Raw genomic sequence first — 15,476 nt, 5'->3', positions numbered from 1 at the left:
CGTCCACGCGATCTCCCGCGCCTGCGCCCGGGCGGCAGCCCATCCGCCCACCCACGCCGTGATCCTGTCGACCTCCTGCAGCCATGTAACGAGCCATTCGGGTCCGGATAGTCCTCGGCGCTCGGCAGCCACCACCGCTCGGGGATGCCAGGACCGAGACCAAGGGTCGCGGCTACACATCTCGGCGGCCCCGCCACCGCAAAGCCCCGCCACATCTGTCAGAGCGTTACCGAGGATGTGCAACACGATGCGCCCGGCGCAACCACTATCAAGATCGCAGACGAATCGGATCAGCAAATGCCGCTCCGTGATTAAGATCATCAATCTGAGGGTTGGCCTGCACGCCGAGGCGGGACGAGTTCGCATCACTCGAACGGTTGAATCTATCGACCGTTCGGCGCGCCATGGTCGGAATCAACGAGCAGCTCGGTACCCACAAAGTCGCAGATCGCGACAAACAACACTCGAGTGGCCACTCGAGCTGAGCAAGATTGATCATCACTAGTCGCGTACCGCGGAAAAATTTGTCTTGACAAGACCACTACGGAGAGGTGAAGGTAGCACCGGCTCTCGCCAGATCCGCAACGGGCGGATGTCCTGTGCAGAGCCGGGGAGTAAGTGATGAGCGACCATCGACATGTCGAAAATTTGGATGATCTCCCGCTCGAAGCTGATGCGTCAGACAAATTCGACCATCTTCTTGTCGATCAAATCAAGGCACAGGCGCTGATTGATGCGGGCTTCACGGGCAAGGACGAAGACGGCGCCCTGCGCGCTAATCAGAAGCTACTGCCCGGCGCCGTTCTGCAGACGATGCAGAACAACCATGTCGCGAACGGAAAACGAGAACTCGCAGCCCGAGCGGTCACCAAGTTCGAACTGTACGCGGAGTTGCTGCCCGATGGTCCGGGCGTCCGGAGGCTGGCGAACTCCGCGGAGGAGAGCGCCGCTCAAGATGAGCTGATGAAGTATCTCTGGGGGCTAACGAACACTGGTACCAGCGGTTTCGTGCAGAAGTCCATTGGCGAACTTGGCCTGGTACTTTGCGAAGCTTCAGTGTCGCGAACCAAAATCAACGAAGAAACCGGCAAAAGGGAACCGCGGACCGAGCCAGGTCGGTTCATTACGGCCAGCCGCGATCTAATCATGACATACTTTACCGCACCAGCGGGTGCCGCGTTCCTTCGCGCCGCGCGAAAGCTAGAAGCTCAGCTTGGCCTGGTTAGCACCCGTCGTCCCGAGCTGGCGGCGCCGGTCGCACGGCAGCTTGGTGTGGTCGTACGACAGGCAGTCGGAGCGATTCCACACGCCGACGTTAAGCAGGTCGCGGCTCTCACCGCCGACGACAATCAAAGCGACATTATCGATGGGTGAGCCGTCTTCGGATCAGTGGGTCGAGCGGGTCCAGGAAGCAGCACGAATTCTTGCGTTGCCCGTACTCAAACGGAGCGAACGGTCTACACAAGGGCCGCATGACCCGAAGTTCCTTCTTGGAGACTTTTTAACCTCAATTCCCAGCTATTTGATAGAAAAGCTTGCGGTTGAGCTCGGTCACGATGCGGCTCAATTCCGAGTTTATGAGGAAGTAGCACGGAAGTTGCCACCAGCGCGTCGCGTTGAGGCATCATGGACGGTACACAGGGACTTGCGTGATCGTCCAGAGTTGTTGCGAAATGGCCTTACAGTACGACAGGCGGCCGAAATCGCAGGAAAGAAGGCTTTTGATTCAAAAGCCGATCAACGACTGACCGTAGCCGAAAGGGCAGCGAAGGTTCGCCGATTCCTTGCTGATCCCGAGGTTTATGCAGTTATCGACGGCGAGCTCGCCCAATCGCGCGCGGAGCGACAGTTGCGGAGCCGTGTTCGACTCGTCCATGCGGAGTTAGGAAAGCGAGAACGAGAGTTAGAAGCCGAGTTAAGATCACTGCGTGAAGCAAAATCGCCATTCGAAGCGACAGTTAAGGCGGAGCTAGACTTAAATCGCGCGGCGCAACTCGTTCACGCGATTGGAGTAACCCTCGATGATCTACCGGAACCTGACCGCCTCTTGGACGCGCTCGGGGATTTAAACGCCGAAACCATAAGAGTGCTTGCCGCTAAGCCGACCGGCGACAACAACGCCGTGATAGACGGGACTTGGCAGGACCGATCTGCGCGAGTCGCACTAGACGCCTCAAACCAGCGAATCCTGCCGTAGGCAGAGGGCGGACCGATTCAGTTAAGCACAGAGTCGGTCCGCCCTTCGCCACGTCATGTTAGTAATCGCATGCTCTACCGTCCCGCGCCGGCACCAGACGGCGCGGTGCCGATCCATTCGAGGCGGTCAACGCATCTCACGCACCGCTCACCTCAGCGACCCGAGTTGCGCTGCTGGCACGACGGCCACTGCAAGCTTCTCGGTTGCTGTCAGGGGAACGATGGCTGACGTGGAGACCCCGACGGGCTCTTACAGTCTCCGAGGTCGACTCGGCTCGCCGTGCGCATTCCCCGAGCTCAACAAAGACGACTACGGTCCACTGTGTCCAACTCTGGATCTCGAGTGCTACGAGCTACAGCGAAGTCGGCCCGCGGCAACGGGATGGGCGTTCGTCACGAACGCCGAGCGATCCAAACGTAGTGATCTTCGATCTTCCTGCGAACCCTTGACGACGATCTGGTTACGCAGCTCAGCGTTAGGCTCGCGGCCCGGAACCTGTCGACGATGAGTAGCTGGGGCGGTAGCCACCGGACGCCGACCAAAGACCGCAGGTCATTGTCACTCTGCTCCTTGGCTGACGTCTCGCGCGACTCCCTGGGAAGATCACGGTCTCCGCCTGTCATCGTCCACAGCTCAGCCATCGACGCCCTGTCGGCCCTCGCCGCCGCAAAGGGCGTTGGCCACATCCTCGGGCTCGATCACGCTTGAGGTCGCGCGGCCCAACGAGCCCCCGCCGCGCCCGATCGGAGACGCCGCTGGCTGATGCGGTCGGCGGTCGGCGCGAAAGCGCACAGGATCCGGTGGTCTCGACGACTGGGGCAACTCCGGTTAGCCGGGCGGCCTGGCGGCGGCCTGCGACGGTATGATCGGCTGGTGATTCGGTCCGGGGACAGTCCGCACCTGCGGAAGGAACGGGGCGCCTTCTTCACCCCCCCGGCAATTGCGGACTACCTAGCCGAATGGGCCGTGCGGGGGCGCATGGCCTCCACGCGCGCTTCATCGGACAGCAGCCGCGAAGATGTCCGTGTGCTCGACCCAACGTGCGGTGAGGCCGTATTCCTGCTCGCGGCTGGCCGGCGGCTCCATGGCAAGGTGCCCTCGGGTCGCAACCTCAGCCAGCACCTGTTCGGTGTTGATCTGCATCAGACCTCACTCGACTGGGCCCGCGACCTACTGCGCGACGAGGGCATGGACGCCCAGCTAATCAAGGCTGACTTCTTCGATGTCCCGACGCCCGACCAGCTTGGCTCGCCACTGCCGTTGATGGACGCCGTCATCGGCAACCCGCCGTTCGTGCGATACCAGAAGCATGGTCCTGAAGCTCAGGCGAAGGCCCGGCAGGCCGCATTGCGCCAAGGCGTGCGGCTGTCCGGACTAACGTCATCGTGGGCTCCCCTCCTCGTCCACGCGTGCGCCTTCCTCAAACCTGAAGGCCGTTTGGCGATGGTACTGCCGGCCGAGTTGCTGACAGTGGGCTACGCAGAGCCCATACGTATCTGGCTTCGCAACCGCTTTGAACAGGTCCACCTCGTGCTGTTCGAACGACTCCAGTTCGATGACGCACTCGAGAAGGTGATCCTCGTTCTTGCTGGGGGCAGTGGAGGTTGCGACTCCTTCTCTCTGTACCATTTTGAGGATTCGGAAGACCTCGGTCGTGTACGCACGATGGAGAACCTGACTGCTGCGCTGACCGGAGCCGGCAAATGGACCGACCTCCTCTTGCCCAACAGGCAGCGCCGCATCTTCAAGCGCATCAACGACCAGCACATGATCCCGCTGTCGCGATATGGTAGCCCAGAGCTCGGTACAGTGACAGGTGCAAATTCCTTTTTCGCCCTAACTGACGCTACGGCCAAAAAGTTTGGCCTCAGCGAAGCGGCCGGCCAACTGCGTAAGATAGTCCCACCTGGGTCCAAACACCTCAAAGGACTGACGTTCTCACAGCCCCAGTGGCGGAACCTGTTACAAGCCGGCGAGCCGGTCTGGCTTCTTTGCCCAGATCCGGATGACCGAACTCCCGAGCTCCGTGCTTACATCGATTATGGCAAAAGCCTAAAAGTTGACCAGGCGTATAAGTGCAGAGTCCGCACACCGTGGTGGCGTCCTCCGGCTGTTAGTCCGCCCGACCTTTTCTTTACGTACATGAGCCATCGCTACCCGCGCATGGTCACGAACTCGATCGGCAGTACGTTCTTGAACTCGATGCATGGGGTCCGACTCCGCGAGGAGGCGCCCGCTCCAGCGAGGTTCGCGCTGCCGCTCCTCGCCTTCAACAGTATGACAATGTTGGGCGCCGAGATTTTCGGCCGCTCCTATGGCGGTGGGATCCTCAAGATGGAGCCGCGCGAGGCAGCTGTCTTGCCCGTGCCGAACTTCACGGCGATGGAGCGGGCATGGACGCTACTGGCCGACGATCGGAGGCGGTTGGACACCCAGTTGCAAGGTGGGCGCTGGACAAACGTCGTCAAACGGGTCGACGAGGTGCTGCTGGGCGAGATCCTCAAGCTCTCTGCTGAGGAGGTGGCCCAGATCCAGGATGCAGCGCGATCGTTACGCTCGAGGAGGATGGGCGCAGAAGAGTCGGCTACCGTCTAGCCTGCGTATCGGCAGACAGGCATGCTGCATCCCCGCCTCTGCATTCGGAGGACACAACCTGTTGACGACTGCACAGACCCTGGAGACCGAGGTCGGCCACCCCGGCGAGATGTGGTCAGATCTGAAAAACAAGATCCAGGACAACGTAGCAACCCAGTTCTCAGCCGTTGAAGCACGGTTCCTTGCACTCCTCTGGTGCCTGGATCGTTACCGCGCAGCAGGTGTCCCACCTCGCGGCATGGGAGACCAGACCAAAGATCCCAAGACTCGGTTGAACGCCGTGTACCGCAGCAAAGGAAACTGGTGGGCCGAGCTGGTATCGCTATTGCTGGAGAACCGTACTTCGTCCCGGCTTGAGCCACGGGTGCGTGTACGCGGCTTCTCCCAGGATCACACTATCGACGTCGCATGGCCGTCTGGCACACCTCCGCTCACAGACCCGCAAGTCTGCCTGCTCACGCGAATGAGCGGCGCCGCCGAGCAAAGCGCGACTCCGGAGCGCAAGGCAATGGCAGATTGGGTAACACGGCGTAAAGAGCTGAAGTTTGCCGCCACTGACCTCAAGCTGGCCCAGCACGACCCGGCAAGTCCCATGGGCACATGGGACCAGTGGCGGCAGGTGCGGGCACCGAAGGTCTACCTCTTGTGGGCGGCACGCTTAAGCGCGAGTGCGAGGCCGGCAACTATCGCCGAGCAAGCTTCAGAACTCGAGGCCACGTACCTAGACGGCGTCGGGGTTTTCGCGTACGAGGCGAACATCAATCACGCCGGCTATCAACCAGTCACTCACAACGTCACCTCGGCTTGGACGGAGGTCGATAACCTTCTTGATATCTTGACCGCCAGCTTCACCGAATAATCCGTTTCAGCCATGTGCACACGCGAATGCGGACGAACGAATCGCATTACCTAACTTCGCTGACTGCTTATGAGCCGCACTGCCTTGCTTCGACGTACTGCCGTCCCCATGGCGATCGCGTAGAAACCTCGTCGGACTACGATACAGAGGAGTGCCTTGACCCGGCCTGATGCTTTCAGCGCCTATGACGCGATCCTTGCGGATGCCGCTTCGAGCGACCCGTGGACGCATGCCCTGGGCGATGAACCTCGCTACCTTCCGGATTTCGAGCTTCTCGGCCGGTTGCTGTCTATTCCGGTCCGCAGTAACGAGGCGTCCGAGAGCGGTCGATTTGCTAAGGGCATCGACGCATGGCTCGCTCACGAGTTGCGCCGATGCGGCTTCGACTCTGACGAAGTTTGGCCGCGCGCGACCCGACCACGGATTCTTCCACGCGAGATTGCAATCTTGATGGGGAAACTACCCCGAGCAATGGCAGATGACCTGCGACGGCGCCTGCAACAAATCTCGGCTGTCGGGCCAGCGGACGCCCGGGTACTCGGTCGAGCTTATTATAAGCAGGTCGATGTGTGCATATCGCGCTGGGACCGAGGACCAGAAGTTTTGATCAGCACCAAGGCTCAACTGTCATCGTTCGGCAAAAACCTGCCGAACCGATTCGAAGAGGCGTACGGGGATGCCGCGAACCTGCGCGGACGTTACCCGCTTGCCGCCGTCGGCTTCCTCTTTGTCCAGCGAGCGACGGTCCTGACCGATGAACCTGATGCATACGAACGTACAGTCGACATGATCCGTAAGCTGCGCGGACCCGGAGATAGTAATGGGTACACCGCGACGGGTCTTGCGCTGGTTGACTGGGCTGGAGACTCCCCGGGCGGACCAGTAGTCAAGGTGAACGCCGACGCGGTGCCGCTGGACATCGGACCGGCACAGTTTTTCAGGGCGATGGTCGAGCACGTTCTGGCGGTAACACCAGTCGCCTATCACGTAGCAGTTAGATCTCGCCTCGAGCGCCGTGGCATCCCGCTAGCCGAAGAGGACCCCGAAGACCCGGAAGGGGACAGCCTCGGGCCAGCCGACTAGCAAGTCGCTAGCGTCGCGCCACACCTTGCGCCTAGGGCGCGTTTCAGAAGTGCCGGGTGAGGTTCCGGCGTGGCGGTGATCGATAACTGAAGAGGTCTCCGGTAGATGGTTCAGCGACCAAGCAGAACTTCATACCGGAGACCTCGTGGCCACCTTAGCGGTGACGAGGTCTCCGGTATGACCTGACCGACGCACAGCGGGCGGCGCTTGCGCCGCTGTTGCCTGCGCAGTCGTTGCTGGGTCGTCCGCCGAAGTGGGACAGGCGGCAGCTCATCGACGGCATCAGATGGCGTATCCGGGTCGGTGCGCCGTGGCGTGACGTCCCAGCCGAGTACGCGCCCTTGCAGACGATCTATGGGCTGTTCCGCCGCTAGCAGCGTGACGGCACCTGGGACACCGTTCTCGCCGCCGCGCAGACCGGCGCGGACTCGGCCGGCCGGATCGGCTGGGACGTCAGCGTCGACTCCACCACCAGCCGAGCGCATCAGCACGCCGCCGGTGCCCGTCGTGACGGGCACCGGCAGCAGGAGCCATCCGGCGGCGTGCACGACGAACCCGCCGACCACGCGCTCGGACGCTCCCGCGGCGGCCTGACCACGAGGACACCTGGCCTGCGAGCAGGGCCAGAAACCCCTCGCCCTGATCATCACCGCCGGGCAACGCGGTGACAGCCCGCAGTTCATCCTGGTCCTGCGCAAGATCCGCGTCGCGTGGATCGGTGGCGGACATCCGCGCACCCGCCCAAATCTGGTCCTGGCCGACAAGGCATACACCTCACAAGCCAACCGGGCGGCGATGCCGCGGCTGCGCAGATGCGCGTCCTGGTCGCTCTTGCTGGGGATGCACGCTACGGCGGACGCCCACCCGCGTTCGACCGGGACCGCTACCGGCAACGCCACGCCGTCGAGTGCGGCATCAACCGACTCAAACGCCACCGCGGCGTCGCCACCCGCTACGACCAACTCGCCACACGATTCCAAGCCACCGCAACCATCGCCGTCATCAGCGAATGACTCTGACAGAACTTATGAAACGCGTCCTAGGTCGGGCGCCTTCCGGATGCGTCATTCGCGACAGTGATCTCTTGGACCGCGGTACAGGTCACTGCCGCAAGAGATAGCCGGTCAAGACCGACTGTCCGAATGTTATGCGCCAGATCAAGGCCTTGATCGGGAGAGCCGACGGGGGGACTTGAACCCCCAACCTTCCGATTACAAGTCGGGTGCGCTGCCAGTTGCGCCACGTCGGCCTAGACCAACGATCGTACTTGGTCTCAGCCCGCCCCCGCGCCCCAGATACCTACCCCGCAAAGCAGGGCGAACCAGGACCAATCCGGGCGCTGACCTTGGCATCACGGGCTGTAGCGCTTAAGGTGGTCAGCACTCCGGGTCCCGCACCGTTGCGGGCTCGGTGAGAACTTCTACTCGGATCGTCCGGCACGTTCCTGCCGGTGGAAGGTGGCTCCCCCATGGCTACGGTCACGTACGCGAAAGCGTCCCGGATTTATCCCGGTACGCCGCGTCCCGCGGTTGACCAGCTTGACCTCCAGATCGGTGACGGCGAGTTCCTCGTGCTCGTCGGGCCGTCCGGCTGTGGCAAGTCGACGTCGCTGCGCATGCTCGCCGGGCTCGAAGATGTCGACGCCGGCGACATCCTGATCAACGACAAGAACGTCACGCACCTGCCGCCCAAGGCTCGCGACATCGCGATGGTGTTCCAGAACTACGCGCTGTACCCGCACATGACGGTGTACGAGAACATGGCGTTCGCGCTCAAGCTGCGGAAGACGCCTAAGCACGAGATTGACCGGCGCGTGAAGGAAGCTGCCGCGATGCTGCAGCTCGAGGACTACCTCGGCCGCAAGCCTAAGGCGCTCTCCGGTGGTCAGCGGCAGCGTGTCGCCATGGGTCGCGCCATCGTGCGTGAGCCGCAGGTCTTCCTCATGGATGAGCCGCTGTCGAACCTCGACGCGAAGCTGCGTGTGCAGACGCGTTCGCAGATCGCCACGCTGCAGGCCAAGCTCGGCATCACGACCGTGTACGTCACGCACGACCAGGTCGAGGCCATGACCATGGGTCACCGGGTGGCCGTCCTGCTCGACGGTGTGCTGCAGCAGGTCGACAGCCCACGCGCGCTGTACGACCGGCCGGCCAACGTCTTCGTCGCGGGCTTCATGGGCTCGCCGGCGATGAACATCAAGACCGTGCCGCTGACCGACCAGGGCGGCCGCTTCGGCGACGTCATCCTGCCGCTGTCCCGTGAGCAGATCGCCGCGGCGCAGGGCGACGGGGGGAACGGGCGGGTCACGGTCGGGTTCCGGCCCGAGGACACGGACCTGGTCGGGCCGAACGACGGTGGCATTCCGGTCACGGTCGACCTGGTCGAGGAGCTCGGTTCCGACGCGTACGTGCACGGGACCGTCGCGCTCGAGGGCCAGGACGAGCGGTTCGTGGTGCGCGCTGACCCGCGTCGCACGCCGCGCCTGACCGAGATCGTGTACGTCCGGCCGCACGCCAACACGCACCACGCGTTCAACGCCTCTACCGGTCTCCGCATCTGATCAACGCAACAAAGAAGGGCGGTCCCGAGAGGGGCCGCCCTTTTCGCGTCCTGAGAAGTGGCCGCCCGCCCCGAAGGGCGGCCGGCGCGAAGGGAACCAGAGGGAGCTAGGCGAACGACCAGACCTGCAGCTTTCCCTCGCCCACACAAGCGATCTTCGTGGCGTTCCAGGAGCAGCTCGACCCCGCGACCTTCGGCAGCGTCCCCAGCGCCACCCGCTCCCCCGAGGAAGCCGTCACCCCCACCAGCGTCACGGTGTCGTCGACCGAGCTGGGCGTCTTGGCGAAGAAGAGCAGGCTGCCGTTGGTGACGCGCACGCCGTACCCCGTCTGGTCCTCGGGCTTCAACAGCTGGGCCCCGTCGAAGCTGTAGAGCCGGCTCGACCCGCCGCTGCCCCCCGGGGTCGAGGCCAGGATCTGCCGGCCCGCCGGGATCAGGCCCGTGGTGTTCTTGGCGTCGCCCTGCCAGACCTGCTTCTTGTCGGGGATCGAGATCGAGCGCAGGACGGTGTCCGCCGCACCCGAGCCCGAGTCGAGCACGCACAGCCGGTCCGGGCCGCACATCGCGAGGTCCTCGAGCGTGCGGTCCGGCGAGGTGTAGATCTGCACCGGCTCGGTTGTCTTAGTCAAGTCGAAGACTTTGACGGTGTACTTCGAGCTCGTGCCGTAGACGAACAAGCGCTGATCAAACAGGGCGTACCCGGTCGAGTATCCCGAGGTGTCGTCCCATGTGCGGACAACCTTGCCGGTCGCCGCCGCGCGGAGGTTGATCTTATCGCCGTCGATGGTGACGAACTGCGAGCGCGACTTCAGATCGCGGTTGGCCGGGGCGCCGGTAAGGTCGGAAGGGCCTTTCTCGTCGCCGCCTACAACCGGACCGATGACCTTAGTGCCACCCTTCGCGTCATCGTCCACAGTCCACTTGTTCTTGCCGTCCCAGCCGTACCCGTTGACCTTCTTGTCCTTGCTCGAGTGCCAGATCCACACGTCGGACAGGAACGACAGACTGTCGGAGGTGTTCCAGGTCAGCTTCGTCTTCTGCTTGCCCGAGGTGTCCAACATGATCAGAGCGGGGGTGGTGCCGCCCTTACCGACCAGGACGATGCCGTCCGGGTTCGGATAGACGCCCCACGTGTAGTTGTCGTCGCCGATGTCGTACTGCCACAGCTTCTTCTTGTCATCCAAGTCGTACGCGACGACGTGGGAGGTCTTGTCCTTGATGTACACCGCGTAGGTCTTGGTGCCCAGCGTCGCCGTCACCGGATAGTCGATGTCCTCGGCGAGGTCGAGCGAACCGGCGCTCGACACCGTCTTGAACGCGACGTCGTTGACCTTGTCGCGGAAGAAGAACCAGTAGCCGGCGCCACCGACCAGCGCGAGCACGACCACGGCCGCGATCACACCTACGAGCAGCCCGGTCCGGTTCCGGCGACGAGAGACCGGCGCACCCGGCGCACCCGGCCCACCGTGGGCAGCCGACGAACCCGGGGCACCCGACGAACCCGGGGCACCCAGGGCACCCGGCGGCGTGGACGATGCCGAGAACGGCGCCGTCGACGATGCCGAATACGGCGGCGAAGGCGGTGCCGAGAACGGCGGCGACGGCGGCGCCGAGAACGGGGCCGCGGACGGGCTGACCTGACCGGGCGGAGCCACCTGGCCAGGCCGCATCGGATAGCCGGCGCCAGGGGGAGCCGAGACGGGCGAACCGCCAAAGCCTCCCGAAACCGGCGAGATCGGCGCAGTCGGCGGCGCGCTCGGCGGTCCAGAGTGAGGCGCAGCAAGAGGCCCAGAGAGAGGCGCGGAAGGAGGCGCTGACGGAGGAGGCGCAGAAACAGGAGCCGCGGAAACAGGCACGCTCTCGGTGCGGTAAGCGGCCTGCGGTACAAACTCGGCAATGGCTCCTTCAGCGACCGGCAATTCGGGCTGCTCCAGCACGGTCGGCGCGATCCCCAACTCGGCGTGCAGAAGCCGCGCCGCCAGGGGAAGTCGCGACGACCCGCCAACCAAGAACATGCCGGCGAGCTGATCCGGCCGCAGCCCCGCGCTGTGGATGACCTTGCCGGTCTCCCACACCGCGCGCCGGATGAGCGGCTCCGTGACCCGCTCCAGCTCCTCGCGCGTCATGTGGATCGCCTGCTCCTGGCCGGGCACCGTGATCGGCGCGACGGTGGAACGCGACAGCATCTCCTTGGCCCCGCGAATGTCGTCCCAGAAGAGCCGCCGATCGCGACGCTGCGTAGTCGACTGCGGATTCCGTAACGCCGCCCACGAGAATGGCTCGATCACGTTCCCGAGATGCTCGACGATGGCCGCATCGACATCCAGCCCGCCGAGATCCTCGATCCCGCCCGAGCCGATGACCGTAAAACGGCCGTTCTCGTTGCGCACAATCGCGATATCGAGCGTCCCACCGCCGAAATCGAACACCGCGAGCGACGAACCGACCGCAACCGGCCGGCGCAAAATGTCCGCGAAGTACCGAGCCGCCGCCACCGGCTCCGGAACCAGCGTGCTCGGCGGCCAACCAGCCCGGCGCGCGGCCTCGGCAAGCGTGTCCCGGCGGCGAGATCCCCAGGCAGCCGGGTACGTGAGCACCGCCGGAGGCAAAAACCCGACCGCCTCGACAGCGGCCCGCGCAACCGAGGCCAGAATCGCCGCCAGCAGGTCGACGGTCGCCAGCTCGCGATCACCCAGCAGGACCTGCGGCTCGTCGATGCGACGCTTCGGGTTGGGCTCGAAGCGGGACGGGTCGAGCCCGGCCATCCGGTACGCGTCGCGGCCCACGTGGATGCGCCCGTGCTCGTCGACGTACACGCCGGAAGGCATGATCGGCGCGCCGTCGACGAGCAGTGGGCGCGTGCGGCCGTCAGGGTGGCGGATCACCGCGACGGTGTTGGACGTGCCGAGGTCGACCCCGATGGCGAAGCCCTGCTGAGGCTGAGTCACCGGCCCATATTAGGTGCGGTAGTAAAGATCTACAGTCGGCGACGACGGCTGACTTCGGCCAACGTAACGGCGGCGGCCACCGATGCGTTCAGCGACTCGACATCGGACACCATGGGGATGCCGACGCGCAGGTCACAGGTCTGTCCGACCAGGCGGGACAGGCCACGGCCCTCCGAACCGACCACCACGACGAGCGGACCGACGGCCGCTTCGAGGGCATAAAGGTCGGTTTCGCCGTCGGCGTCGAGGCCCACGACGACGTACCCGCGGTCCTGGCACTGCTTCAGCGAACGTGTCAGGTTGGTGACTTGCGAGACCTTGACCCGGGCCGCGGCACCCGCGCTGGTGCGCCAGGCGGTCGCGGTGATCGCGGCCGAGCGCCGCTCGGTCAGGAACACCCCGTCGGCCCCGAACGCGGCCGCCGAGCGGATGATCGCACCGAGGTTGCGCGGATCGGTGATGCCGTCGAGCGCGACGAGCAGCGGCGCGGCCGATTCGAGCGACGCGGCGAGCAGGTCCTCGAACGGCTCGTACGCGTACGGCGGCACCTGCAGGCCCAGCCCCTGGTGCAGCACCCCGCCGGTCATGCGGTCGAGTTCGAGCCGCGTGATCTCGAGGATCGCGACGCCCCGCTCGGCGGCGGTGCGCACCGCCTCCTTGACGCGCTCGTCCATGTCGATGCCGAGCGCGACGTACAGCGCGGTCGCCGGAACGTGCGTGCGCAGCGCCTCGACGACGGGGTTGCGCCCGACGAGCAGCTCCGGCCCGTCCTTGGGCGCGACCGACTTGCGCCCGGGCGAAACCCTCGTCTTGGCGATCGGCGACGTCCGCTTGGCCGCGAACGGCCCCTTGCCGGCCGTCCGCTTTGTCCCCGGTTGGCCGATCTTCGGCGCGCGCCCCTCAGCCGCGGCGGCGCGGCGCTCGTTCTCCTGCTTGCGGCCGGTCTTCTGGGGCAGCGGCTCGTCGCCGGAGTACCCCTTGTGCCACGGCCGCTCATCCGCCGGCAGCGTCCGGCCGCGCCCGGCGAGGGACTGCCGGTTCTTGCCGCCGGAGCCCTTGACGGCGCCCTTTTTCGACACGACGCGCTTGCCGCGACGCTCGGAATTACCTGGCATGAATTCTCAGTGCTCCAACGTCCATCGTGGACCGGCCGCGGTGTCCTCCACCACGACGCCGGCCGTCTTGAGCTGGTCGCGGACCGCGTCCGCGGCGGCCCAGTCCTTGCGTGTGCGGGCGGCCGCGCGCTGCTCCAGAGCGAGCGCGACCAACGAATCGACCACCTTGGTCAGGTCGCCCCGATCCGATGCGCGCCACTGCGGGTGCAGCGGGTCAACCCCAAGAACATCAAGCATCGCTCGTACCGTACTGAGCGCGCTTTCCAACGCCGGCCTGTCCGCCGCCGTCAGGGCAGCGTTCGCATCGCGCACCGCATCGTGCACGACCGCCAGGGCCCGCGAGGTATTCAGATCGTCGTCCATCGCTTCGGCAAACGCGGGAGGTACCGTGCCGAGCTCGCCCTCGCCCACCTGCTCGGCCGCGCGCAGGACGAAGTTCTCGAGCCGACGATAGGCAACCGCCGATTCGGCAAGCGACTCCGGCGTGAAGTCGATGACCGAGCGGTAATGCGGGGCGAGCAGGTAGTAGCGCACCTCGACCGGCCGTACACCGGAATCCACGAGCGATTCGAGCGACACGACGTTGCCGACGGATTTGGCCATCTTGGTTCCGCCCAGGTTCAGCAGCGCGTGATGCACCCAGAACCGCGCGAACCCGAACCCGGCCGCCTTGGACTGCGCGATCTCGTTCTCGTGGTGCGGGAACTGCAGATCGAGTCCACCGCCGTGAATGTCGAACTCGGTGCCGAGGTACCGCCAGCACATCGCCGAGCACTCGATGTGCCACCCGGGCCGCCCCGGCCCCCACGGCGAGGGCCAGTTCGCGTCCTCGGGTTCGTCGGCCTTCTTGCCCTTCCAGAGCGCGAAGTCGAGCGGATCGCGCTTGGCCCGCAACGGCCCGTCGGTCGCGGCCTCCATCGCGTCGGGCCGCTGCCCGGAAAGCGCACCGTAGTCGGCGTACGACCGCACCTCGAAGTACACATCGCCGGAGCCATCGATCGCCTCGTACGCGTGCCCGTCCGCGATCAGCTGCTTGATCAGCTCATGCATCTCCGGCACGTGCCCGGTAGCCCGCGGCTCATAGGTCGGCGGCAGCACCCCGAGCCGCTGGTACGTCGCGGACAGCAGCCGCTCGTTCGCGTACGCGATGGACCAGAACGGCTGCCCGGCCTCGACCGCCTTCTGCAGCACCTTGTCGTCGATGTCGGTGATGTTCCGAATGAACGTCACCGAATAGCCGGACGCCATGAACCATCGACGCAGCACGTCATAGTTCACTCCTGAGCGCAAATGCCCGATGTGCGGCCCGGCCTGAACGGTGAGCCCACACAGGTAGATGCCGACCTGCCCGGGCGTCAACGGGACGAAGTCCCGGACCGATCGGCTGGCGGTGTCGTACAAGCGTAGGGTCACACGACCAAGAGTAACGGAGACCGACCTATAGCCTGTGTCGGTGGCAACCGAGACCGCGCAGACCCTGGACCGCGGCCTGCGCCTGCTCCACCTGGTCGCCGACACCCCGTCCGGCCTGACCATGACCGAGGCGGCCACCGCCCTGGGCGTGGGCCGCGCAGTGGTGTACCGCCTGGTAGCCACCCTCTCGGAGCACGGCATGATCCGCCGCGACCGCGCCGGCCGCCTCCGCCTGGGCGCCGGCCTGCTCCACCTCGCCCGCCGAGCCCAGCCCTTGGTCGCGGACGCGGCGCTCCCGGCACTCCGCCGCCTGGCCGAAACGGTCGGCGCCACGGCCCACTTGACCATCGCCGACGGCGGCGAGGCCTACGCCCTGGCGGTCGTGGAGCCGAGCTGGACCCAATTCCACGTGGCCTATCGCACCGGGTCACGTCACCCGCTGGAGCAGGGCGCGGCGGGCAAGGCCATCCTGGCGGGCCGGCACGGCGACTTCACGGTAGTGACGACCACGGGCGAACTGCAACCGGGCGCTCACGGCGTGGCAGCGGCCATCCCCGGCGTGGAGGGCCTGGAGGCCAGCGTCGGCGTCGTGGCTCTCTCGGAGCTGGATCCTTCGTCGGTACCGACTGAGGTGACCTCAGCCGCCGCCGCCATCGCTCGCGCGCTCTCCTGACAACCGGCTGCGCCGGTCGCGCGTCTGGGGTTGC

General features: G+C 65.2%; 10 protein-coding genes, 1 tRNA gene and 1 pseudogene. 8 read left to right on the top strand and 4 right to left on the bottom strand.

The window, feature by feature from the left end:
* Positions 1-621: 621 nt before the first annotated feature.
* The 6 genes and pseudogenes from ACQPZ4_RS01750 to ACQPZ4_RS01725 all read left to right on the top strand — a co-directional run bounded on the left by ACQPZ4_RS01750 (position 622) and on the right by ACQPZ4_RS01725 (position 7,747).
* Positions 622-1,374, top strand: coding sequence for a hypothetical protein (locus tag ACQPZ4_RS01750; protein WP_433055072.1), 753 nt, complete (start codon positions 622-624; stop codon positions 1,372-1,374).
* On the top strand, positions 1,367-2,197 hold the full coding sequence (locus ACQPZ4_RS01745) for a hypothetical protein (RefSeq protein WP_433055069.1): 831 nt from the start codon (positions 1,367-1,369) through the stop codon (positions 2,195-2,197). The genes ACQPZ4_RS01750 and ACQPZ4_RS01745 overlap by 8 nt, the downstream gene beginning before the upstream one ends.
* Before the next feature lie 762 nt (positions 2,198-2,959).
* The gene (locus ACQPZ4_RS01740) at positions 2,960-4,792 is read left to right on the top strand and encodes an N-6 DNA methylase (RefSeq protein ID WP_433055066.1); all 1,833 of its coding nucleotides are present in this window, start codon (positions 2,960-2,962) and stop codon (positions 4,790-4,792) included.
* 61 nt (positions 4,793-4,853) lie between these two features.
* Positions 4,854-5,651, top strand: coding sequence for a hypothetical protein (locus ACQPZ4_RS01735; RefSeq protein WP_433055063.1), 798 nt, complete (start codon positions 4,854-4,856; stop codon positions 5,649-5,651).
* A gap of 156 nt (positions 5,652-5,807) precedes the next feature.
* Positions 5,808-6,734: a hypothetical protein gene (locus ACQPZ4_RS01730; protein WP_433055060.1), complete on the top strand. Its 927-nt coding sequence runs from the start codon at positions 5,808-5,810 to the stop codon at positions 6,732-6,734.
* Between the two features lie 145 nt (positions 6,735-6,879).
* Positions 6,880-7,747: pseudogene (locus tag ACQPZ4_RS01725) on the top strand (IS5 family transposase).
* A 163-nt stretch (positions 7,748-7,910) separates the two neighbouring features.
* Here ACQPZ4_RS01725 and ACQPZ4_RS01720 read toward each other — a convergent pair.
* Positions 7,911-7,983: transfer RNA gene (locus ACQPZ4_RS01720), tRNA-Thr, on the bottom strand.
* A gap of 219 nt (positions 7,984-8,202) precedes the next feature.
* Here ACQPZ4_RS01720 and ACQPZ4_RS01715 point away from each other — a divergent pair.
* Positions 8,203-9,294, top strand: coding sequence for an ABC transporter ATP-binding protein (locus ACQPZ4_RS01715; protein WP_433055057.1), 1,092 nt, complete (start codon positions 8,203-8,205; stop codon positions 9,292-9,294).
* Between the two features lie 106 nt (positions 9,295-9,400).
* Here the strand turns inward: ACQPZ4_RS01715 and ACQPZ4_RS01710 are convergent, their stop codons facing one another.
* The 3 genes from ACQPZ4_RS01710 to cysS are packed head-to-tail and all read right to left on the bottom strand — an operon-like array spanning position 9,401 to position 14,769.
* Positions 9,401-12,241: an Hsp70 family protein gene (locus ACQPZ4_RS01710; protein ID WP_433055053.1), complete on the bottom strand. Its 2,841-nt coding sequence runs from the start codon at positions 12,239-12,241 to the stop codon at positions 9,401-9,403.
* 29 nt (positions 12,242-12,270) lie between these two features.
* Entirely contained in the window at positions 12,271-13,356 is a 1,086-nt protein-coding gene (gene rlmB / locus ACQPZ4_RS01705; protein WP_433055050.1) for a 23S rRNA (guanosine(2251)-2'-O)-methyltransferase RlmB, read from the bottom strand.
* Between the two features lie 6 nt (positions 13,357-13,362).
* Positions 13,363-14,769, bottom strand: coding sequence for a cysteine--tRNA ligase (gene cysS, locus ACQPZ4_RS01700; protein ID WP_433055047.1), 1,407 nt, complete (start codon positions 14,767-14,769; stop codon positions 13,363-13,365).
* A gap of 40 nt (positions 14,770-14,809) precedes the next feature.
* On the opposite strand from cysS, the gene ACQPZ4_RS01695 reads away from it, so the two are divergent.
* Entirely contained in the window at positions 14,810-15,442 is a 633-nt protein-coding gene (locus ACQPZ4_RS01695; RefSeq protein WP_433055044.1) for an IclR family transcriptional regulator, read from the top strand.
* Positions 15,443-15,476: the final 34 nt, after the last annotated feature.

This window comes from Dactylosporangium sp. CS-033363, from assembly GCF_050942475.1.
Taxonomy (GTDB): Bacteria; Actinomycetota; Actinomycetes; order Mycobacteriales; family Micromonosporaceae; genus Dactylosporangium.
The sequence above is the reverse complement of the archived record's forward strand: the minus strand, read 5'-3'. Positions and strand labels throughout refer to the sequence as shown.